The organism is Sphingobacterium sp. UBA5996, assembly GCF_002429765.1.
GTDB lineage: Bacteria > Bacteroidota > Bacteroidia > Sphingobacteriales > Sphingobacteriaceae > Sphingobacterium.
Map to the genome: position 1 here is coordinate 414,063 of NZ_DJAS01000003.1, position 23,492 is coordinate 437,554.

General features: G+C 40.2%; 18 protein-coding genes. 14 read left to right on the forward strand and 4 right to left on the reverse strand.

Translation table 11 applies throughout. The features are described 5' to 3' along the window. Nucleotides 1–4: 4 nt before the first annotated feature. The 3 genes from B3E00_RS02805 (at nucleotide 5) to B3E00_RS02815 (ending at nucleotide 2,272) form a co-directional block, all read left to right on the forward strand. On the forward strand, nucleotides 5–1,786 hold the full coding sequence (locus B3E00_RS02805) for a M56 family metallopeptidase (protein WP_293936776.1): 1,782 nt from the start codon (nucleotides 5–7) through the stop codon (nucleotides 1,784–1,786). A 66-nt stretch (nucleotides 1,787–1,852) separates the two neighbouring features. After that, nucleotides 1,853–2,056 (forward strand): hypothetical protein, encoded by a 204-nt coding sequence (locus B3E00_RS02810; protein ID WP_209580558.1) that lies wholly within the window; start codon nucleotides 1,853–1,855, stop codon nucleotides 2,054–2,056. Nucleotides 2,057–2,131: 75 nt separating this feature from the next. Beyond that, nucleotides 2,132–2,272: a type II toxin-antitoxin system YoeB family toxin gene (locus B3E00_RS02815; protein ID WP_209580559.1), complete on the forward strand. Its 141-nt coding sequence runs from the start codon at nucleotides 2,132–2,134 to the stop codon at nucleotides 2,270–2,272. Nucleotide 2,273: 1 nt separating this feature from the next. On the opposite strand, the gene pth is transcribed toward B3E00_RS02815, so the two are convergent. The 3 genes from pth to B3E00_RS02830 all read right to left on the reverse strand — a co-directional run bounded on the left by pth (nucleotide 2,274) and on the right by B3E00_RS02830 (nucleotide 5,071). Next, the gene (pth, locus tag B3E00_RS02820) at nucleotides 2,274–2,837 is read right to left on the reverse strand and encodes an aminoacyl-tRNA hydrolase (protein WP_209580561.1); all 564 of its coding nucleotides are present in this window, start codon (nucleotides 2,835–2,837) and stop codon (nucleotides 2,274–2,276) included. Between the two features lie 81 nt (nucleotides 2,838–2,918). Next, nucleotides 2,919–3,515 (reverse strand): 50S ribosomal protein L25/general stress protein Ctc, encoded by a 597-nt coding sequence (locus tag B3E00_RS02825; protein WP_209580563.1) that lies wholly within the window; start codon nucleotides 3,513–3,515, stop codon nucleotides 2,919–2,921. A 599-nt stretch (nucleotides 3,516–4,114) separates the two neighbouring features. Further along, the gene (locus B3E00_RS02830) at nucleotides 4,115–5,071 is read right to left on the reverse strand and encodes a ribose-phosphate pyrophosphokinase (protein ID WP_293883805.1); all 957 of its coding nucleotides are present in this window, start codon (nucleotides 5,069–5,071) and stop codon (nucleotides 4,115–4,117) included. Nucleotides 5,072–5,872: 801 nt separating this feature from the next. On the opposite strand from B3E00_RS02830, the gene B3E00_RS02835 reads away from it, so the two are divergent. The 11 genes from B3E00_RS02835 to B3E00_RS02885 all read left to right on the forward strand — a co-directional run bounded on the left by B3E00_RS02835 (nucleotide 5,873) and on the right by B3E00_RS02885 (nucleotide 22,371). Further along, entirely contained in the window at nucleotides 5,873–8,887 is a 3,015-nt protein-coding gene (locus tag B3E00_RS02835) for a DUF2723 domain-containing protein (RefSeq protein WP_293883807.1), read from the forward strand. Nucleotides 8,888–9,194: 307 nt separating this feature from the next. Continuing rightward, nucleotides 9,195–10,592 (forward strand): APC family permease, encoded by a 1,398-nt coding sequence (locus tag B3E00_RS02840; RefSeq protein ID WP_293883809.1) that lies wholly within the window; start codon nucleotides 9,195–9,197, stop codon nucleotides 10,590–10,592. A 247-nt stretch (nucleotides 10,593–10,839) separates the two neighbouring features. Continuing rightward, nucleotides 10,840–11,403: a bifunctional pyr operon transcriptional regulator/uracil phosphoribosyltransferase PyrR gene (gene pyrR / locus B3E00_RS02845; RefSeq protein ID WP_209580570.1), complete on the forward strand. Its 564-nt coding sequence runs from the start codon at nucleotides 10,840–10,842 to the stop codon at nucleotides 11,401–11,403. Nucleotides 11,404–11,496: 93 nt separating this feature from the next. Further along, complete coding sequence (locus B3E00_RS02850) at nucleotides 11,497–12,435, forward strand: aspartate carbamoyltransferase catalytic subunit (protein ID WP_293883811.1); 939 nt, start codon at nucleotides 11,497–11,499, stop codon at nucleotides 12,433–12,435. A gap of 332 nt (nucleotides 12,436–12,767) precedes the next feature. Further along, nucleotides 12,768–15,806: a tetratricopeptide repeat protein gene (locus B3E00_RS02855; protein ID WP_293936778.1), complete on the forward strand. Its 3,039-nt coding sequence runs from the start codon at nucleotides 12,768–12,770 to the stop codon at nucleotides 15,804–15,806. Between the two features lie 6 nt (nucleotides 15,807–15,812). After that, a complete protein-coding gene (locus B3E00_RS02860) occupies nucleotides 15,813–17,555 on the forward strand; it encodes a TonB-dependent receptor (RefSeq protein ID WP_209580576.1) in 1,743 nt (580 codons plus the stop codon). A gap of 40 nt (nucleotides 17,556–17,595) precedes the next feature. After that, nucleotides 17,596–19,023 carry an SPOR domain-containing protein gene (locus tag B3E00_RS02865; RefSeq protein WP_293936780.1) on the forward strand — a complete coding sequence of 476 codons (1,428 nt, stop codon included), beginning with the start codon at nucleotides 17,596–17,598 and terminating at the stop codon, nucleotides 19,021–19,023. 25 nt (nucleotides 19,024–19,048) lie between these two features. Next, nucleotides 19,049–19,756 carry a MotA/TolQ/ExbB proton channel family protein gene (locus B3E00_RS02870; protein ID WP_209580578.1) on the forward strand — a complete coding sequence of 236 codons (708 nt, stop codon included), beginning with the start codon at nucleotides 19,049–19,051 and terminating at the stop codon, nucleotides 19,754–19,756. Further along, nucleotides 19,756–20,166 carry an ExbD/TolR family protein gene (locus B3E00_RS02875; RefSeq protein WP_209580579.1) on the forward strand — a complete coding sequence of 137 codons (411 nt, stop codon included), beginning with the start codon at nucleotides 19,756–19,758 and terminating at the stop codon, nucleotides 20,164–20,166. The genes B3E00_RS02870 and B3E00_RS02875 overlap by 1 nt, the downstream gene beginning before the upstream one ends. 58 nt (nucleotides 20,167–20,224) lie before the next feature. Next, entirely contained in the window at nucleotides 20,225–21,052 is an 828-nt protein-coding gene (locus tag B3E00_RS02880) for an energy transducer TonB (RefSeq protein WP_209580580.1), read from the forward strand. Between the two features lie 11 nt (nucleotides 21,053–21,063). Next, complete coding sequence (locus B3E00_RS02885) at nucleotides 21,064–22,371, forward strand: bifunctional folylpolyglutamate synthase/dihydrofolate synthase (RefSeq protein WP_293936782.1); 1,308 nt, start codon at nucleotides 21,064–21,066, stop codon at nucleotides 22,369–22,371. A 94-nt stretch (nucleotides 22,372–22,465) separates the two neighbouring features. Here the strand turns inward: B3E00_RS02885 and B3E00_RS02890 are convergent, their stop codons facing one another. Beyond that, the gene (locus B3E00_RS02890; RefSeq protein WP_209580582.1) at nucleotides 22,466–23,485 is read right to left on the reverse strand and encodes an asparaginase; all 1,020 of its coding nucleotides are present in this window, start codon (nucleotides 23,483–23,485) and stop codon (nucleotides 22,466–22,468) included. Nucleotides 23,486–23,492: the final 7 nt, after the last annotated feature.

Here is a 23,492-nt window from a genome sequence, read left to right on the forward strand (position 1 = left end):
TAGCATGGAAACCTTACTCACCTATATTATACAAGTCAATCTGTTGTTGGGTATTATCTATTTGGGATATATTGGACTATTGAAAGGGCTGACATTCTATGTGCTAAATCGGGTATACTTCCTAGTGGGTGGACTTTTTGCTTTTATGTATCCATTTTTGGATTTAAAGTCTTTGTTCGTACAGCGCGGGCTGAATCTGGGGGGAGTAGGCGAGCAGATTTCACTATATATGACGGAGCCGGAGGTCCAACAACAGCTATCTTTAGGAAGGCTGGTGGAAATCCTGTTTGTGACCGGTGCCGTTTTATTGTTATTGAAATTTGTATTTCAGTTATTGAGTTTATTGCGGATTCATCTGAATTCGAAGTCCGATCAATGGCGGACGTATTTATTCCGGAATGTGCTTATTCCGGTTGTTCCATTTTCGTTTTTGAATAAAATATATGTCAATAAGGGGCAGCATCAGGAGGCTGAACTGAAAGATATTTTTAAGCATGAGGATATTCATGTGAAAGGCCTTCACAGTCTAGATATTTTATTGTTTGAAATGATATTGGTGTGTTGTTGGTACAATCCTTTCGTTTGGCTCATGCGCAGGGCCATTCGCCAAAATTTGGAGTTCTTGACTGATCAACAGGTCCTTGATAAAGGAGTGGACAAGCAAACCTACCAGTACAGCTTATTGAACGTGTCCAAAAAGGGGGGCTCGGTGGGATTGAGCAATCAATTTAATTTTAAACTTTTAAAACGTCGTATTATGATGATGAACAAGAAGCGATCATCGAAAATAGAGCTGAGTAAATATGCCTTTCTTTTACCGGTATTTTTATTGACGGGAGCCGCATTTACAGTAAGTAAAGCCGAGGGGAGTATAGAAGGGGTAGTGGAGCAGGTAAATAAGACGGCTGTTATTCAGTTGGACAAGGACTTACAAGTTGATGTTGCTTTGCCTGCAACGATAAGTAGCAAGGTAAGTAAGCCTTTAGCGGAAGATTTGCTTACCAGGCAAATGACAAAGGATACCTTGAAGCCAAAAGGTGTTAGAGATACGATTCATTTTCGGACAAATATGAAGTCTGAAAAGGAGCCGCTCTATTCAACCATTATGTCTGCTATTCCATCGTCGGAAATCGAATCGATCAATGTAATAAAGGATAATGGTAAGGCAATATATGGTGAAAAAGGCAAGAATGGCGTTGTCCTTGTTACGTTGAAGAAAAATGGTTTACCTATGGTAACGAATCAGACCCTTACTTTTACTAATGATAAAAAGGACAATGCAGGTAATCCTAAGATTAAGGTAAATGGAAATCCTACGAAAGTTGTTGTGGCGGGGTATAAATCTGTAAATACGACTGAACCAGAGCTTAAAGGCCGAGCGGAGGGAATCTCTGGAAATAGCATTGGGTTATCAAATGATGGATCGAGGAAAGTTGCTGTCCGCAGTATTAAGTTTCGTGGAGTTCATGGAGCTAAGGATAATCCTCTATTTGTGGTCGACGGGAAAATTGTCGAAGACGCTCAGTTAAGTGGGTTAGACCCGAATACAATCGATAACATATCGGTTTTGAAAAATAATCCTGCTACGGCACTATATGGTGATCAGGCGGAGAATGGCGTTATCATTGTGACCACCAAGGCATATGCAGAGGAACATCCTAAGGCAGCATCTTCTGATGTAGAAGACGGTCTTTCTGGGAAAGGGAACAAAGTAACTAAGACTGAGTTAGAGAAAGAAAAAGGAGAAGCGGTTAAAAAAGAAAGGGGGCAATTATCCATTCGATAAGAAAAAGCCGATATATTTGGCTTTTCCGTTTGTGGAGTTGTTTTTTTTTGTAAAAACGAAAGGGTTATGGCAATATTATCATTTCAAATAGATTCTTCTGAAGTAGAAAAGATTAAAGCGGTGCTAAAGGCACTCGGTGGGACAAAAATAAAAGTTGAGTCTGAAGATAGATCGTCGAAATTAAATGACCGCGTGAAAGAAGCTAGAGCTGAGAAAGAAAGAGGTGAATTAGTCCAATTGGATAGCAAGAATATATGGGAAAGTATTTAATCCAATATTCAAAAAAAGCGATTAGAGATTTGCAAATGATAAAAAAATCTGGACGTAAATCTGATAGGACAAGAATTGACCGAACAATTAAAATATTTTGACGGCGAAATTTGGAGTAGGGCGATCAATAAGAAAGATCGCCTTATTTATGAAATTTTTGAAGATGAGACTGCTGTCGTTGTGATCCAAGCACTGGGGCATTACAACAACAAGTGACTTATTTTGTATTCAGATTAGTCATGGTTAGCTCGATGCCTATATTAACAAAACTCTGGATCATTTTAACGGAATGGTCTATCAGAGCCGGTAACTCTGCTTGTTCATCTTTATCAAAAGGGCCAAGTACATAATCTACCTGTCTACCTTTTGGGTAGTTGTCTCCAATGCCGAAACGTAAACGGGGATATGCTTGTCCACCGCAAAGCTGTTCAATGGATTTTAGTCCGTTGTGACCAGCGCTACTTCCTTTGGGCTTCATGCGTAGTGAGCCGAAAGGGATCGCCAAATCATCCACAATTACCAATACATGCTCAATTGGGACTTTACATTGTTGCATATAATAATTAACAGCTTTTCCACTTAAGTTCATGTAAGTCGTAGGTTTAATGACGGTGACATTATGCCCTCGTTGCTTAAATTCACTATAATAGGCTAATTTCAGCAAGGAGAAGCTAGCACTGGCCTGTTTAACAAGCTCATCGGCAACCATAAAACCGATATTATGCCTTGTGTCGGCATATTCACTGCCAATATTGCCTAATCCAACGATAAGATAATTCATGATGCAAAAATAAAAATTTTAGTAAACAAAAAAAGCACCGAATTCCGGTGCTTTCTGCAGTATCTTAAAATCTTGTTCAGATTATTTTTTACCACCTTTAGTTGCTTTAGCAGCTTCTTGTTCAGCTTGACGCAATGCACGAGACATGATTACTGATACGATTGTATCATCAGCATTGTTCAATACTTTTGCGTTTTCTAATTGAATTTGACCCACACGAACTGATTTACCAACCTCTAAAGATTCCATTGGTACTTCAATTTCTTGCGGTAAGTTTGCAGGTAAAGCTTTTACGCGTAAATTACGTAATTTTTGAACTAATTTACCCCCCATTTTAACACCTGGAGAAGTTCCTGTCAATTTGATAGGGATATTCAATGATACTTCTTTGTCATCGAATAACTCTAAAAAGTCAACGTGAGTAACTAAATCAGTTAATGGGTGGAATTGTGCGTCTTGAACGATAGCTCTTTTAGTTTGACCTTCAATGTTTAATTCAACAATGATTACGTCAGCAGTGTAAAGAACTGGTTTCAAATCAGCTGCGGACACAGAAAGAGCTGTTTGCTCTGTACCACCGTAAAGTACTGCTGGTACTAAGCCTTGGTAACGCAATTCTTTTGCATCTCTTTTCCCTACGTTCTGTCTTACAGAACCGCTAATAGCAATTGATTTCATCTTTTAATTTTTTTTTAATGGTTGATGAGAGCTCGAGTAAATAACAATTGTTTTTCTGACAATGCTATTTACATCTCGGTTTCATCTTTTAATTTTTTATAAATTTGAGGTGCAAAGATAATCTAATTTCTGGTATTATCAAAAAATACGACTGATATTACCTCGAAAACAGGCACTTATTCAAGATTATGAACTTTTCCATTCTCATGATTATACCTATTCAAATTTGTTGCTTAGCTCAATTTAAGAACAAATAGATACCATTTCCTATATTAAAACCGAAATAGGACTCTTTTAGTAGGGAAATAACAGGGGGTTAACAGGGGTTAACAGGGGGTTAACAGGGGTTTTACCCCTGTTAACCCCCTGTTGTCCCCTCGGTAATGTAGGAATTGATATAAATCAAGTATTGTTCACTTATGTATGAACTAGAAAGCTATTCGCCTAGGGCTAAAAAGAGGAACCACGCGAAATAGTATTTTTAAATAGTTGTTGCTTTTAGAAAAGGGGGGATGGTGCCATACAAAAAAAAGACTCTGGTCGTTTCGCTAAAGGCTTCACGCACCAGAGTCCAATATTTAATAGCTAAAACGCAACGCTTATTCTACTTCAAATAAGTCAGAAATAGAAGAGTGTTGATTGACGCTTTTTATGGCTTTCGCGAATAAATCAGCTGTGGATAACACTTTGATTTTGGTCGATTGTTTTGCTTTTTCTGGATCCAATTGAATCGTATCCGTCACGATCATTTCTGACAATACAGAATTTTCAATGGTTTCATAAGCTTTTCCTGATAGCACAGCATGCGTACAAACTGCTCTGACAGATTTTGCACCGTTTTCCATAATCAATGCCGCTGCTTTTGAAAGTGTACCGGCCGTATCACAGATATCATCGATCAAAACAACATCTTGACCTGTAACGTCGCCGATGATCGACATCGATTCGATTTCATTCGCACGCTTACGGCGTTTATCACAGATAATAACTTCTGCATTGAAAAATTTAGCAAAAGTACGTGCTCGGTACGAACCGCCCATATCTGGAGAAGCAATCGTTAAATTCGGAAGTTTTAGTGATTTGATATAAGGAACAAAGATAATAGAGCCATCCAAATGATCAACAGGGATATCGAAAAACCCTTGGATTTGAGCTGCGTGAAGGTCCATCGTCATGATGCGGTGGATACCAGCAGCTGTCAACAGATTAGCAATCATTTTAGCGCCGATAGCAACTCTTGGTTTGTCTTTTCGATCTTGTCTTGCGAAACCAAAGTAAGGGACTACCGCTGTGATGTAATGCGCTGAAGCTCTCTTCGCTGCATCTGTCATCAATAATAATTCAAAAAGATTGTCGGTAGGTTGGTTGGTTGACTGGATAATGAAAACATCGCTTCCGCGAACAGATTCATTGTAGAATGGTTGAATCTCACCGTCGCTAAAACGTGATAATGTTTTGTCTCCTAGTGGTTTCCCGTAAGATTGTGCGATTTTTTCGGCTAGTTCTGTAGTGCCAGAACCTGCAAATAGTTTAACCGTGTTGAATTGCAAAGGCATGGTTTTGTATATTTATGTTGGGTTGTTGTATTGTCGTTTATTCAATATTTTTATTCCCTGACTATTTTTTAAAGTTAAACATTAAAAAAAATGGATTGTTTTCACAATCCATATATGCTTAACTTTAAAAGTTGTCCGACCTGGATTCGAACCAAGACAAACAGAACCAAAAACTGTCGTACTACCCTTATACTATCGGACAATGTCTCTAAAAAGTCAACGTTTCCGTCTTTTTCTTTTTGACGACGCAAAGATAGAGATTTGTTTTAAAAATCAAAATGCAATTTAAAAAAATCTGAACCCTTTTATAAATATAAGCCTTGCATATAACGCAGAAAAGGCTTGCAAATGCAAGCCTTTTCTATTGTTTGTTGTCCGACCTGGATTCGAACCAAGACAAACAGAACCAAAAACTGTCGTACTACCCTTATACTATCGGACAAACAATTCAAAAGTGCTTTCGATCGTGATGATGTCGTTCACATTTGATGATGCAAATATACGGACTATTCTTATTTCTGCAAATAAAAATGTCCTGTAAAGTGCATTTCGGCTGATTTTCAAATAAATAATTTTTCTTTGATGCCGAAAAATCTTTACATCGACCATTTTTCAGTGGTGCTGTCGGTCTATAAAAGTATATGCGTACAGTTTTATATCCTTTCTTTACAGCCAATATTGGTTCACATAATGAAATTGTTTCAATCAATATGTGTTAAAAAATCAGAATAAAGTTCATTTCTTATTAACTTATCCTTATTTTCGAGCCGTATTAATAATACTTTTTACAGTTATCATTTTATGAACTATACTAAAATCAACAATCTTTTAGGATGGATATGTGCGCTAATTGCAACAGTAGCATATGTCATGACTGCCGAACGATCGACGAGTTGGTGGGATTGTGGTGAGTTTATCGCTTCAGCCTTCAAGCTCCAAATTGTGCACCAGCCGGGAGCACCTCTATTCTTAATGATTCAGAATATATTCTCCAACCTTGCTGGTGGAGATGTTACACGAATTGCGTTCTGGATGAATGTCGGATCGGCGGTATGTAGTGGTCTGACCATTTTGTTTTTGTTTTGGACAATTACAGCCTTAGCAAAGAAAATCGTTGTAAAGGGTGTTGATGGATCGTATACGTCGACCGATTTAATTAAAATATTTGGTTCGGGGGCAGTAGGTGCATTAGCCTATGCTTTTACAGATACATTTTGGTTTTCGGCCGTAGAGTCTGAGGTGTATGCGATGTCTTCTTTATGTACTGCAGTAGTATTTTGGGGGATTTTAAAATGGGAAAATCATGCCGATGAGGCTGGTGCAGACCGCTGGTTGATCTTTATCGCTTATGTGATGGGACTTTCTATCGGGGTACACTTGCTCAACTTATTGGTAATTCCTGCAATTGCTTTGGTGATTTATTTTAAGCGTTCAAAAACAATAACCTCCTCGGGAGCTATAAAAGCATTTTTAACAGGTGTGGTTGTTTTGGGGCTGATTTTATGGGGAATTATCCAATATACGGTCAAAGCTGCGGCTTATTTTGATCTATTTTTTGTAAATAGCTTGGGAATGGGCTTTGGGACTGGATTTAATCTGTTCATGATTTTAGCTGTCGCTTTATTTGTCTATGGTATTTGGTATTCGATCAAGAAGGTTAAACCCATGTTGAATCTGATTTTGATCAGTACTGCATTTATCATTTTTGGTTATAGCTCCTTTGCCATGATCATGGTGCGTGCCAAGGCGAATCCTACCTTAAATAACAGTGATCCAGATAATGCATTTTCTTTTGTAAGCTATTTGGGACGCGAGCAATATGCTAGTGAACCGCTTTTAAATGGACCTACATTTGATGCGCAGGTCGTTGATGCTGAGCCGACCTATACCTACAGAAAAGATAAAGACAAGTATACGAAGGTGGAAAACGGTATGGACTATAAATACGATAAGACCATGTTTTTCCCACGTGTCTACAGCTCACGCGATCAAGGACATATTGAATATTACCGTGATTATTTGAAAATTCCAGATGGTCAGTCTCCGACTTTCGCCGATAACCTCAAGTTCTTTTTCAGTTATCAGATCGGACATATGTATGGCCGTTATTTCTTGTGGAATTTTGCCGGCCGGCAAAATGACCAACAAGGTCAAGGGTCATTTACAGAGGGTAATTGGCAGGCGGGTATCAAGCCGATTGATCAAATGCATAATGGTGGACAAAATGCTATTCCGGATTCATTAAAGACTGATCCATCGAATAATAAATATTACTTCTTGCCTTTGATTATTGGTTTAATTGGCGCATTCTGGCATTTTGGGAAGCGGCAACGTGATGCGGGGATCGTCGGTTTATTGTTTTTCTTTACTGGGCTAGCCATTGTATTGTATTTAAATCAGAGCCCACTTCAGCCTCGTGAGCGTGACTATGCCTATGCAGGTTCATTCTATGCTTTTGCCATCTGGATCGGGCTAGGGGTTTTCGCTATTGCCGATTATTTAAGCAAAAAAATGGATGGTAAAATTGCTGCTGGTGCAGCTACAGTTGCTTGTTTGTTGGGTGCTCCGGTATTGTTGGGCTTCCAGAACTGGGATGATCACGACCGCTCGGAGAAGACGACTGCCCGCGATTTAGCGAAAAACTACCTGGCTTCTTGCGCGCCAAATGCAATCTTGTTTACCTATGGTGACAACGATACTTATCCGTTGTGGTATGTTCAGGAAGTTGAAAATTATCGTCCGGATGTACGCGTGGTGAACTTAAGTTTATTGAGTTCGGACTGGTACATGCGTCAGATGAAGCAAAAAGTGAATCAGGCCGACGGTTTGCCAATCAATATTGATGATGAAAAGTTCAAAAAAGGCGTGCGTGAGGTACTTTACTATCAGGATATGAAAGTACCGGGACATGTTGATCTGGATTTGATTATGCAAATTTTATTATCGGACGATCAAAAGAACAAATTGGAATTGAGAGGTGGTAAGTTTGAAAACTTCCTGCCGACCAAAAACTTTAGCCTTCCGGTAAACAAAGAATCCGTTCTGAAAAATAACGTAGTTCCTAAAGCATGGCAAGAATCGATTGTGGATACCATGAGCTGGACTTACAATAGAAATTATATTTCTAGAGCGGAGCTGTCAATCTTAAACGTATTGTTAAATAACGATTGGAAACGTCCAATTTATTTTGCGGCGACAGTTCCAAATGATAATTACCTTGGTTTAGATAAGTATTTGGTGCAAGAGGGCTTTGCATTGCGCTTAATGCCGATTGCAACTCCTGCAGGAGCAGAAGGTACATTGGTCGATACTCAGTCTGCTTATAGAGACATTACCACAAAATATCAATGGGGTAATATGGCACATGCTTCTTACTTGGATCCAGAGTCTTACCGTATGATTACCATGATTACAAATACAGTAATGGGGGGTACAGCAACACAGTTATTGATGGAGGGACATAAGGATGAGGCGCGTAAAGTTGCCGTCGAAACTTATGAAAAGATGCCGAAGCGTGTTTATCTGATGCGTGATATTTTGGGGTATATTCCAATTATCAATGTGTTGTATGAAACAGGTGAAACGAAACGTGCAAATGAGATCGTAAACCGTAACCTGAAATTTATGACACAAAATATGCGGTGGTATCAGGATATTGCGCAGACAAAGCCTGAGCTGGAATATTCTAATATTGGTACAGCTTTACGCGCCTTGGGTGCCTATAAGAGCATTTTGGCTACCACATCGGAAAAACAGTTGCTACAGCAGGTGACCGATTTGGAGAAATCATATAAACAACAATATGGTGTTGAGTAATTGTTAGCGATACCATTTTAAGATAAGGGCTGCCCTTTGCTACAGATATTCAAAATAGAAAATTGTCGCAAAGGGCAGCTTTTTTTGATTATTTTTTCATAGCTTAAGGGCTCATAAACCAGCCCGAATGAGGGGGATATCCCCCTTTGAAGAGCATCTCATACAGATGTGGCTAGCCTGGGAGCTATTGCCTTGTCTTTATAGTCATCTAAGAAGGTGTCGAGTGCTCGATGATGAAGCAAGTAATTCGGAATGCCGGATGTAAGGTGTTCTTTTGCCAATGAAAATCATACTTAACAAATAGTATATGAAACGTCAATTAAAATTGTGGGATGCAGTGATGCTGGTCATGGGGTCGATGATCGGGAGTGGTATTTTCATTGTATCGAGCGATATGATGCGGCAGCTGGGATCTGGGTATTGGTTGGCGGTCGTGTGGCTGTTGACGGCATTGGCAACGGTCGCAGCGGCAATCTGCTATGGCGAATTGTCATCGATGTATCCAAAGGCTGGTGGGCAATACACCTATCTGACAGCAATATTTGGGAAGCCTATCGGCTTTTTATACGGTTGGAGCTTATTTACAGTCATTCAGACGGGGACGATAGCAGCGGTAGCTGTGGCCTTTGGTAAGTTTACAGCCTATCTTATCCCGCAGTTGAATGACGCTCCACCACTGTTCCAGCGTGGGGAATTTAGGATTACCTGGATCCAGATTCTCGCAATGGGCGTGATTATGCTGCTTACCTTTATCAATACGAGGGGAATTAAGAGTGGAAAAACTGTTCAATCTTTTTTTACTTCTGCAAAAATCATTGCTTTGATTTTGTTGATTTTAGGTGGTTTGTTTTTGATTAAAGAAAATCATTTTTCGGAAAACATGTCTTACGGCTGGCATTCTTTCCAGAATTTAAAGGGCGCAGGCTGGTCGCAGATCTCTGGCGGCGCTTTGATGGGAGCATTGGCTGCTGCGATGGTCGGTTCGGTATTCAGTAGTGTAGCCTGGGAAAATGTAACCTTTGTTTCGGGCGAAATTGTCAACCCACAGCGTAATGTCGTACGCGCCTTGGTGATCGGTACAAGCTTGGTCATGCTGCTCTACATCAGTTGTAATTACATCTACCTGGCGGCTTTGAGTAGAGAGGAGATCGCTTTTGCCGCTAATGATCGGGTAGCGATTGCGGCCGCTGAGAAAATATTAGGCCATAGTGGTACAATAGCGATGGCGATTTTAGTTATGATCTCGACCTTTGGTTGTGTCAACGGACTTGCATTGTCAGGAGCGCGTGTTTTTCAGACCATGGCCAGAGATGGTTTGTTTTTGAAACAGGCAATTCCCAACAACAAGTACGATGTGCCGGCAAGATCATTGTGGCTACAGGGAATTTGGGCTTCATTACTCTGTTTAAGTGGCCAGTATGGGAATTTGCTGGATATGATATCCTTTGTAATTGTCATATTCTATATGATCACGGTACTCGGTGTCATTATTCAGCGTGTTAGAAGACCCGATTTAGAGCGCTCCTATAAGACTTTCCTATTCCCGGTTACACCAGTCTTGTATCTTTTGATAGGTACGGTTTTTTGTGTGTTACTGATTATTTATAAACCGCAATATACCTGGCCTGGATTTATACTTGTATTGATCGGTTTGCCTGTGTATTTTTTTGCACGGAACAATAAACCTGTCGAGCGAGAGGAATAATCTTCGTAGATAACCTGTCTATGCTATGGGGTTTTCCATAAATAGTTGCTAGTGAGTGTTATGTTCGATCGCTAAAATCTGTTGATAGGCTGGAGTAATAGGCTTGTATATTTTCCTGAAAGAAAGATATTCTTTGTTTAAATCACTTTTTTAGTAGTGTCCCAGTTGGATGCAAATAGTGAAATTAATTGCCGTTCATGGCGTTATTTTTATAAAAAAAGTGTAGCTTTGCTCAAACATTCCCATAATGAAACAGTCGATTTTATTAGACGGACCAAAATTTCAAATCACAATTCAAAGACTATGTCGTCAATTGATTGAGAATCACGGTGATTTTTCAAATGCTGTCGTCATAGGTATTCAACCCCGAGGAACTTTCTTAGCGAGACGTATTGTTAAAGAGCTCGAACAAATGATCGGGAAAGAGATTTTAGTTGGCGATTTGGACATTACCTTTTACCGCGATGACTTCCGCACAAAAGGAAATGCTGGTCCACTCTTAGCAAATAGCACAAATATCAATTTTATTGTAGAAGGTAAGGAGGTCATTTTTATAGATGACGTCTTATGGACAGGACGTACTATTCGTGCCGCAATGGATGCTGTACAGGCCTTTGGCCGTGCAAAAAGAATAGAATTGCTTGTTTTGGTCGATCGTAGATTCTCGAGACAGATCCCTATTCAACCTGATTATATCGGCATACAGGTCGACTCAATTGATTCGCAAAAAGTAATTGTTAACTGGAAAGAGTCGGATGATCAGGATAGCATTATTCTGATTACAGAAAAAAAGACGTCAGCTGGCGATTAATAGAAGTGTATCAAAGTCCTAAGGGCTATTTTTGCCCTTCGGAAACGAGCACTTTCAATAGAAAATGATTAGTAAATATTTGAATACTCTAAAATGTCATCTGCAGCAGAACAACTAAGTACCCGCCATTTATTGGGGATCAAAGATCTAAATGAAAACGACATCCAATTGATCCTGGATACAGCAAGTAATTTTAAAGAAGTATTAAACAGGCCGATTAAAAAGGTTCCTTCCTTACGGGATATTACAATCGCCAACGTTTTTTTTGAAAACTCTACGCGAACACGCCTATCTTTTGAACTTGCTGAAAAGAGACTCTCTGCCGATATCGTTAATTTTGCAGCATCTTCGTCCTCAGTAAGTAAAGGAGAGACGCTTATAGATACCGTCAACAATATTCTTGCGATGAAGGTTGATATGATTGTGATGCGACATCCTTATGCTGGAGCAGGGGTATTTCTAAGTAAGCATGTTGATGCGCAGATTGTCAATGCAGGTGACGGAGCTCATGAACATCCTACTCAAGCTCTACTTGACTCTTTTTCAATCCGCGAGCGTTATGGCGATGTGGCTGGTCGTAAAGTTGCTATAGTAGGTGATATCACCCACTCACGGGTTGCGCTGTCTAATATCTTATGTCTTCAAAAGCAGGGTGCGGAAGTGATGGTCTGTGGACCTACGACATTAATTCCGAAGCATATCGCTTCACTGGGTGTAAAGGTGGAGCACGACTTGAGGAAGGCGCTGAATTGGTGTGATGTTGCAAATATGTTAAGAATTCAGCTTGAACGCCAAGATATCGCTTATTTCCCTTCATTAAGAGAATACTCCATGCTTTATGGGCTGAATAAAGAGATTTTGGATTCTTTGGACAAGCCTATCACGATTATGCACCCCGGACCGATCAACCGTGGGGTCGAAATCACATCGGACGTTGCGGATAGTGAACATTCCATTATTTTGGATCAGGTTGAAAATGGTGTTGCTGTACGTATGGCTGTGTTGTACTTATTGGCAGGACAACGCGGATAGTCGGAATCGGCTTTAACAATATTATGCCTGACTTTATTTTTTGTCGGGCATATTTTTTGTGCAAAATTTCCGTTATAATACAGTATTATTCACAGATGTTAATAACTTTTGTGTAAAATAGCTCAATTAAAGTATAATTTAGTAAAATGAATAAAACTATCTCTTTAGCAGTGGAGATTTGAATTGAATTTCGATAAATTTGAAGCGATCTTAAGAACCTATAATAGGTAAGGATCATTCATTATACTCGCGTTTCAGGGCAATTTTATCAGGGCTTAGGAGGAGATTCATTTACATTTGCAGATAAATAACATATTAAGGTTTCACATATTATGTATAAGAAGATTTACCAGGTGGGAGTTGCATTAACCGTTATGGCGACGCCAGCATTAGCGCAACAGACAGAATGGCAACAAATCAACAAGGCGTATAAAACGGGGATGGAGTTGTTTGAACGCGGAAAATTTAGTGCCGCTTCAGTGCAATTTGATCGTGTTGAAGCTTTGCGGACAAAATCCAATTTGCAATTGGATGAAACAGAAGAACTTTCTTTATTGAAAGAAAATGTCCGGTATTATCAAGCTGTTTGCGCCTTGGAATTGGGAGAGTCTGATGCCGAAAATCGTTTTTTGAAATACATTAAAGATTTCCCTGTGAGTGCAAATGCCAAAGCAGCTTACTTTCAGATCGGTAAATCTTACTATGCTAAAAAAGACTACGTTAAAGCGCTAGAGTGGTTTAACAAGATTGACAGCAAAAATCTTGCGGGTAAAGAGAATGTAGAATACCGCTTTAAATATGGTTATGCTTCCTTTATGACGAAAGATTATAAGGCCGCAAAACCTTTGTTTGAAAGTTTAAAAGATCAGAAAACTGAATTTCAGGAGGCATCTATTTATTATTACGCTTATCTTTCCTACCTAGATGCCGAATATAAAACGGCGTTGAATGAATTTGAACGTCTCAATGGATCTAAGCAGTTCGAAAATAGCTACCCTTATTATATCACTGCTTTATATTTCTTGGATAAACGCTACAACGATGTGCTGGATTACGCATTGCCGATTTTGTCGCGTACAAAGCAAGAAAATGAAACAGAGATGTTCCGTATTGTTGCGGCGACCTACTTTATCAAAGGCGACTTAAAAACGTCCAAAGCGTATTACGATAAATTCCAGGCACAAGACCAAGGTAAAACACAGAATAATCAGGATAGCTACCAAATCGGTTATATCGCTTATAAATTGAAAGATTATGATAAGGCGATCACTGAATTGGAAAAGATGACTGATCCAGATGCTTATTATCAGTCTGCGATGATTACCCTGGGGGATGCCTTTTTGAAGAAAGGCAATAAGCAATCTGCGCGTAACGCATTTTTCCGTGCTTCGAAACTGGATTTTGATCCAGCGATGCAAGAAGAGGGCTTGTTCAACTATGCGAAGCTTTCATATGAATTAGAATTTCACCAGGTCGCATTGGCTTCGACACAGGAATATCTGAAAACGTATCCAAAATCGAAACGCTTGGAGGAAGCGAAAACCCTGCTTGCTGAAGTGTTGTTGAGTACAAAGAATTACCGCGAGGCAGTAGATATTTTGGAGTCTATTCCTAAGCGTGGGAAAGAGGCTAACGCCGCCTATCAAAAAGTAACCTATTATAGGGGTTTGGAATATTATAACGAACGTGCTTTTGAAAATGCAATCTCCTTATTCATGCGTTCTGAGCAGTTTCGTTATGATGAAGAAATTTATGCTTTAGCAACGTATTGGAAGGCAGAAGCGATGTATGAAGTTCGTAAATACGGTGAAGCCGTAACCAATTTCAATAAATTTCTACGTTTGCCTGGAGCTAGTAAAACCGATGTGTATGGTTATGCCAATTATGCTTTAGCCTACGCTGCTTTCCGTAATGGTAATTATAATACTGCGGCTAATTATTTCGAGCGTTTTCTCGCCTCCGGTGGCTCAAAGGGTATAGAGATGAATACACGTAACGATGCCATCGCACGTTTGGGTGACTCGTACTTCTCTTCCAAAAATTACGGTCGAGCTTTAACAGAATATAATAAATTAATCTCTTCTAAAGCACCTAGTCAGGATTACGCATTGTTCCAAAGAGGTATTATCCAAGGATTGCAAGGGGATAATAACGGTAAAATTGCTACGTTGAATGCTGTTATTGCGCAATTTCCGAATTCTAATTATGCCGACGATATTGCCTTTGAGATTCCTTATACACGTTTCTTAATGGGAGAAAGTGATCAGGCCATCGCCGGACTCCAAACTATGGTGGAAAAATATCCGCGCAGCAGTTATGTACCACGTGCTTTGGTGACGATTGGTTTGGTTCAGTATAATCAAGATAACAATGATGCTGCGCTGGCAACATTTCAACGTGTGGTCGATCAGTATGCTTCGACGGACGAAGCCAGACAGGCTATGCGCTCCATTGAAAATATCTATTTGGACAAGGGCGACGCGACTGGTTATATCAAATATGCAACAGGTACCAACCTTGGTGATGTTTCGAAATCAGAGCAAGATTCCCGTTCATTCTCCACCGCGACAACTTTATTTTCAAGAGGAAATTACAAAGGCGCTGTAGAAGCTGTAAATGCGTACTTTGATAAATTCCCTAAACCAAATCAAGAGAAATATGCGCGTTTTATCCGTGCCGAAAGTAATGCGGCCCTCGGAAATACCGAGGATGCGTTACATGATTACAATATTATTTTGAATGACTGGACTTCCCCTTATACAGAGCGCACGCTGATTTCTGTGTCTAATTTGTATTTGAAACAAAAGAAATACAATGAGGCTACGCAGCTATTGAAAAAGCTCGAGCTTACTTCTGAATACAAATCCAATTATGGTTTTGCAATCAACAACTTGATGGTTTCTTATTATCAAATTGGAGATTATAAAGAAGCATTAAATTATACCAACGCGGTTAAAAATTACGAAAAGTCTTCGGAAGAGGAGATCGCAAACGCCTACTTATATGCCGGTAAATGTTACGTGAAGCAAAATAAGAAAGCTGAAGCAATGAAAGAATTTAGTTTAGCTGCATTGAAGAGCCGTACGGTTTATGGGGCAGAAGCAAAATACAATGTTGCTCTGCTGCAATTGGAAAATAAACAATATGATGCTTGTATTAAAACGGCAATGGATCTATCTGATAATTTCTCTTCGTACGAATATTGGGTTGCGAAAAGCTTTATTACGATGGCTGATGCTTATGCGGGTAAAGGAGATACCTTCCAGGCCAAAGCTACGCTTGAATCAATTGTGGATAACTATGATGCGAAAGACGATATTTTGCCTGCAGCAAAAGAACGTCTAAATAAATTGAACAACAAAAAGAAATAGGATATAATGAAGAAGTTGCAAAATAGAAACGTGAAGAAATATACTTTAGCAGCGCTTTTGATGGGCGTGGGATTGAATTCTTTTGCACAGGAAACAGGCAAGAAGAATGATCCTGAGAAACCGGTCACTATCGATTCTTTTGATGTTGTTCGTGATTATAAACCCATTCTTGCGGATGCTGTGAAAATTCGCCGCAGTCCGGATATGACCAATAAAAGGGAATACCAGCCCAAGTTGTCCTACAACAATATTTTGGATAAGAAATTGGATATCAATACTGGGTTGAAACAGTTAAATGTGCAGGAGATTCCTTTTGCACAACCTTTTGAGCATAGTAGCAACTATGTCAAGTTGGGTATCGGTAACTATAACAGTATATTGGGCGAGGCTTATTTAGCTTCTGAACAGTATGAAAATACACGATTCGGCTTATTTGCAAAGCATCTGAGCCAAAAGGGTAATATTGACGGACAGAAATTCAGTACACAAGATATTGGTATTTTTGGCCGCCGGGTGTTGGATGCGGTAACAGTAAAGGGGACGCTTGGTTACAATCGTTATGGTACAAATTTCTATGGTCAGACCTTTGATCAATCGGGAACAACATTGTTAAATACAAGTCCAGATAAACAGACATTTACTGATATCTATTTAAATGGTGAACTATCGAGTAATGTAGATCCCAAAAATGAACAGGCGATCAGCTACTCGGCGAAAGTTGATGGCTATTTATTTAAAGATGCCTACAAAGCCAAAGAAAACTCAATTGCATTATCCGGTTATCTGAACAAGCGTTTAAGTGCATTTAATGTCGGTGCTAATGTGAGCGTGACGATGAACAACGTGAAAGATAGCGCTGAAGTAAAGAATCATTTGGCCGTAGTTAATCCGTATATTCGTTTTAAAGGCGATAATTATAACGTTACCTTGGGGGCAAATTTAACTTCCGAATTTGGTGATAGCTCACGGTTCAATATTTTTCCTTCAGTAGAAGCTGATTTTGCTTTGGCACCTGAATATATCTCTTTGTTTGCCGGAATTAATGGGGGAGTAAAGCAAGCTTCTTTCCGCAGCTTTGCGAAAGAAAATCCTTATTTGGCCCCGAACGCTAAAATGATTAACTCGATCGAGAAAATGAACATTTATGCGGGATTAAAAGGGAATGCCGGAGCAACTTTTGGTTATAAAGTAAAGGTATTCTACAAACAGATTGAGGGCCTGCCTTTATTTAAAAATAGTGCATTTGGCGATACCCAAAATGGTTATGTTCCTTGGGCATTTGATGTCGTTTATGATGGCGTGATCAATAAGGCGAAGCATATGGGATTTGAAGGTGAAATTAATGTGCGCCTTTCACAACTGGTTAATCTAGGAGGTAGGGTGTATATAGACGATTATAATTTGAGCGATCAAGAGGAAGCTTGGGGATTGCCAAAATTCCGGATGCAGGCCAATGCGCGTTTCAATATCTCTGATAAGCTTTTCGTAGATGCTGAACTTTCTACTCAGGGTAACACTTATGCATATATCTATGATTATAATACAGATGGCAGCCGTATTACCGACAGTGGTCATAAGGCAACAATAGCTTCGTTCGCTGATCTTAATGCAGGCGCAGAATATCGGGTTAAAAAGCAATTTGGTATTTTCGTCAAAGCAAATAATATCTTTGGAAAAGAATACGAACGTTATATGTATTACCCACGATTGGGCTTTAATGTAATTGGTGGTCTTAATTATTCGTTTTAACGAATTAAGATTATAAATTTGCATCTTAAAATAGTGCGCAATGAATCTAGGCAAAAACATCAATAGTTTATTAAAACGTTATGCGGAAGTATACGTGCCGGGAATAGGTGTGTTCAAACGAATTCATTCTCCGGCTCAGTTCGATAAACAGCATAATGTATTTTTGCCGCCAATCTCCTATGTCGAACTTGACTATTCTGCGCAGCATGGATTTAATATCGTTCATTATATCCAGCAACAGGAGAATTTGGGACTAAGTCAGGCGCAGCAGATTTTATCGGATGCTGTTGATAGTCTGCGAGCTGATTTGGGTCAGTTTGGACAGGCTAAACTGGATGATCTTGGCCTATTGATTAGTTACGGTTCAAGTTTAGTATTCAAACCGTTGGATCTATCGGGGTTCGACTTCCAACCGGTAACGAACCTTGTTGCACCGGAGATTGAAACAGTTGTTTCTCCTTTGGAAGGTGAAGACGAGCCTGCGGAACCAGCTTTGGAAGACGAGCCTATTGTAGAAGTCACTCATCAAGAGGAGCTTGTTGAGGAGTCTATTCCAGACAGGCCTGATGAAGCTGAAACGGTGGTGGTTGAAGAAGTTAGCGAAGAGGAAGCTGAAGCGGCAGATGAACTGGAAGCGGTAAAGAGTACGGTTGTTGATGAGCCTGCGCAGGAGACTGGATTAACAAGCAATCGCACCGATGTCGAAACTGAAGGATCTCCGGTAACGGAGGACAAAGATCAGCAGTCTGAACTTGTGGATGCACCTATGGTGGCTGATAACAGTCAATCTATTACTCCAAAAGCAGAAACAGATTCAAACAAGGAAATCGGTGCTATAGCGACCGCTAATGCCAGCTCAACATATGCACCAAATATCTATGAAGAGGAGCCACGTAATTCAAATGCGATCTGGTATTGGATGACTGGAATTATCGTACTGGCAATGGTTGCTGTTGCGGTGGTTTATACCAATCCTGCGTTGAAGGATTCGTTATTCGGGTCGACCAAGCCTGTTGTAAAAACGGCAGATACGCTTATTCAACCGAAGCCGATCATACCTGCCGATACAGTGTCCAATACGTTGCAAGCCGATAGTTTAGAGAAAGTCGATTCATTGGCTACAACCGCTTTGAAAGATTCTGTTAAAAATACAGCAACTGTACCATCGAGTAATGGAGCGGCCAAACCGACGGCTTTGGACGCGAACCCGGTGATCAAAGAATCTATCCCCGTGGCGCAGCCGAGATATCAATTGGTTATAGGTTCCGCAAAGACAATGGCGCAAGCGGAGCAGGAGGCCAAGCGTCTGCGAGCAATGGGCTACAAAACAGCACGCGCTGTAGAGGGAAAATTTAAAAGAAATAGAAAGAAAATCATCTTAAATACCTACATGACTAAATCCGAGGCAGACCTCGCGAAGAAATCTGTAGAGAAAAAGATTGAGGGGGCTTGGGTAGAAACATTATAGAAACTATATAAAACTATTAATAATTATGTCATTAGTACAGGATACAGCAACAGCTGCTGTGGATTCATTTAATCAAGCTGCGCAACAACCGTTACCTGCCGCTGCAAGTACAGAAAACATGAGTTTGATCGATATGATGATCAAAGGGGGATGGATTATGATTCCGATCCTATTGTTGTTTTTTATTGGATTGGTAATCTTTTTTGAACGTTATCTAACCATCCGTCGTGCCGCAAAATACGATAATAGCTTAATGTCGCAGGTGAAAGCGAATGTACTGTCGGGAAATCTGGATTCTGCCTTAGCGGTGTGTCGCTCAAGTAACTCTGCATTGGGACGTATGTTGCAAAAAGGTTTATTGCGTGTAGGTAGACCTATCAAAGATATTGAAGGTGCCATCGAAAATGTAGGTAAGCTGGAAGTTGCCAAATTAGAGAAAAATATTAATATCCTGGGTATCATTGCCGGTATTGCTCCAATGCTGGGCTTCGTGGGTACGATTTTTGGGGTAATTAAGATTTTCCATGAGGTTGAATTAGCAGGTGGTATTGATATCGCCTCTGTGTCAGGAGGTTTATATGTGAAAATGGTGTCATCTGCATCCGGTCTTGCCGTTGGTATCTTAGCTTACTTGGGTTACCATATTTTAAATATGATGGTCGAGCGTTTAATTTTGCGTATGGAAACTGATGCAGTTGAATTTATTGATTTATTGGATGAACCAGGAAGATAATGAATTTACGAAGTAGAAAAAATAAACCATCTGCAGAGGTTCATACTTCAGCGTTGAATGATATCATGTTTTTCTTGATGTTGTTCTTCCTGTTGGCCTCAGCAGTGTCTAATCCTCAGGTCGTTAAGCTCTTGTTGCCAAAGTCCAGCGCAGGAGAGCAATCTGTTGCTAAAAAGACCGTTACGGTTTCGATTACCAAAGATTTAGGTTATTTTATTGACAAAACTCCAGTTCCTATCGAAGGGTTGGAAGCTGCAATTCAATCACAAATGGCTGCCGGCGAGGAGTTGACAATTATGCTTTACGTCGATAATACGGTTCCTATCCAAAATGTTATTTCAGTGATGGATGTAGCCAATCGCTTAAAAGTGAAGGTCGTGTTGGCAACTGAGCCAAAAAAAGATAAGTAACCACCATTAAACTTTTTTTGAGTTTAATGGTCAGCTATTAATATAGGAGATTAATGCGATGAGATATCATCTTCAACATGAAGAAAATAATTTCCCCAAGGCATTGGGGATATCGACTCTGGTCATGGCATCGTTGCTCTTGATTGGTTTTTTTGTGGTGTTTAAGGCGGAAGAACCTCCTATGATAGGTATGGGAGGACTTATTGTCAACTATGGTACTTCTCCAGAAGGTATGGGGGATGACTATATGAGTGTCGAAGAGCCTTCTGTAGATCCGAATGCCAATAATGAGCGTCCTGACCGTATCGATCCTGTGGAAACGCCGACACCGACCCCAACGCAACAGGTTGCTGAGAAGGCTGTCGTCACTCAAGATCTGGAAGATGCTCCTGCGGTTACAAAGACAGAGAAGAAAGTGGTGTCAAAAGCACCAGAAACAACCAAAGAAGTCAAAGAGGTAGCACCACAGGCGAATGCTAAAGCACTTTTTAAAGGCAATAAAAACAACGGTACTGGAGCAGGTGACGGCACAGGAACAACACCGGGTAATCAAGGTTCCAAATTAGGAGATCCCTTGGCAAGTAATTATGGCGAAGGGGGATCTGGAAACGGTAATATGATGTTATCCATTGAAAACCGCAGCTTCACCCAAAGACCAAGTATCGACGACAATGGACAGCAGGCGGGAAAGGTCGCTGTAGAGTTCAGAGTCAACAAGCAGGGAATTATAACCTATGCGCGTGCTGGTGTGAAGGGAACTACAATTACTGATCCTTCCCTATTGGAAAAATGTGAGCGTGCTGTTAGAGGTGCTCGGTTGAATCAATTGCCGAATGCCCCAGACTCGCAGACAGGACGGATTGTATTCAATTTTAGATTAAGATAAAAATCATTCACATGAATGCTTATAATGAGGCAATCGAGTATCTGTATACTAGATTGCCTATGTTTACAAGGGATGGCGCCTCAGCCTTCAAAAAAGACCTTGACAATACCATCAAACTTTGCGCTGCGTTAGCTAATCCACAGCAAAAATTCAAAACATTGCATATTGCCGGAACAAATGGAAAGGGATCTACCTCCCATATGCTAGCCGCTATCTTAGCAGAAGCAGGTTATAAGACGGGCCTCTATACTTCTCCTCATTTACTGGATTTTCGTGAACGTATCCGCGTCAATGGCCAGTTATGTGACAAAGAATTTGTTGTTGATTTTGTTCATGCGCATCGCAAGCTGATCGAACAAGTAGCGCCTTCTTTTTTTGAAATTACTGTAGCGATGGCTTTCGATTATTTTGAGAAAAAGAAAGTTGATATCGCCGTTATTGAAGTTGGCCTTGGCGGACGTTTGGATAGCACCAATATTATTCACCCGTTATTGTCGGTGATTACCAATATTGGGTTTGATCACATGAATCTCCTCGGTAATACGCTGGCGGAAATTGCAGGCGAAAAAGCAGGTATTATCAAAAGAGATACGCCCGTGATCATTTCGGAGTATGCCGAAGAGACAGCTGCTGTATTTTTGAAAAAAGCAGCACTTGAGGAGGCTCCCATACAATTTGCTTCCGACACATATCGGACAAAAATGTTGGGGGTAGATCAAGACTATCTGACAGTGCAAACTATCGATTCTTCTGGCCATTCATCATCATATCAGCTGGATCTGAAAGGTTCTTACCAGGTGAAGAATCTTGCTGGTGTTTTGTCTGCTGTTGATGAATTGCGTAAGCAGGGCTTTGAGATCAGTGATCATCACGTTCATGAAGCCTTGATGAAAGTACAAACGACCACAGGGATCCAAGGCCGTTGGCAACAGTTGTCTAAAGAACCTTTTGTTATCTGTGATACGGGACACAACGAAGACGGAATTCATGAAGTGTTGAAAAACCTGGCGACTACAAACTATGATCAGCTTCACTTTGTCATCGGGGCGATGCGCGATAAGGACTTAACACATATGCTCCCCCATTTGCCCAAAGACGCAATTTATTATTTCTCTGCTCCGGATATGCCGCGTGCGCTGCCAGCCAGTGAATTGCGTAAAGAAGCTCTTGGATTTGGATTAAAAGGGTTGGACTTTCCGAGTGTCGCGGCCGCATTTGATGCAGCAAAAAATGCTTATCAGCAGGGCAATCTTATTTTTGTTGGTGGAAGTAATTTTGTTGTTGCGGAAGTGCTTGCTGGCCTGTCCACTGAACAATAAGAATTGACATTGTAGCGAGATCTATGCCTTGGAAATACATTGATCACAAAAGACTTATCTATTGATAAGTCTTTTGTGATCTAGTCATTTATACTTAGTCATTTACAGTCAATTCACCGCGGATATCCTTTTCAATCCAATAAGCAACTTCTCTTTGATCTTCTAGTTCGCCCTGAAGATACATTAATTTGGTTACTGCAGCCTCAAATGTGAGGTCATAGCCATTGAGCACGCCGATGGATTTAAGACCTTGTGAGGTTTCATAGCGCCCCAATTCGACCGATCCAACTTTACATTGAGAAATATTGAGGATGTTTTTACCCTGCTCAATCGCTTCCTTTAGTAAATCCAGAAACCACGTGTCAGTGGTGGTATTTCCTGAACCGAATGTTTCCATCACAATTGAACGGACATCGGAGTTTAATACCGCTTTGATTGTTTGCGCAGAGATTCCGGGGAATAGTTTCAATACTGCCACCCGATTATCCAATTTTGTATGCAAGATAAATTCTTTATTAATATTGTTCAATAAAGCATCTGTATTGTATTTGAGGTGAATGCCAGCTTCTACCAATACGGGATAATTTGGAGATCTAAAAGCCTCAAACTTGGCGGAGTTATATTTAAAAGAACGATTACCGCGGAATAATTTATTGTCGAAAAGAATACAAACTTCCTGTATAATAGACACACCATCTTGTTTTGCCGATGCTATTTCAAGGGCGGTCATCATATTTTCTCGGGCATCCGTTCGAATTTCGCCAATAGGCAGCTGGGAGCCTGATAATATAACCGGTTTTTGGAGTCCTTCCAGCATAAAGCTCAATACCGATGCCGTAAACGCCATGGTATCGGAACCATGTAAGATCACAAAACCATCGTAATCTGCATAGTTATCCTTAATAATTTGTGCCATTTCAATCCATATTTCGGGCTTCATGTTGGATGAATCGATAATGGGTTCGAAAGAGTGCACGGTGAGTTTATAGTCTAAGCGACTTAAATCAGGGAGATTACGTTTGATCAATTCAAAGTCGAAAGGAACGAATGTTCCTGTCTCATCTTTAACCATGCCAATGGTCCCACCTGTGTAGATAATAAAGATATTATGCATTGAGTGT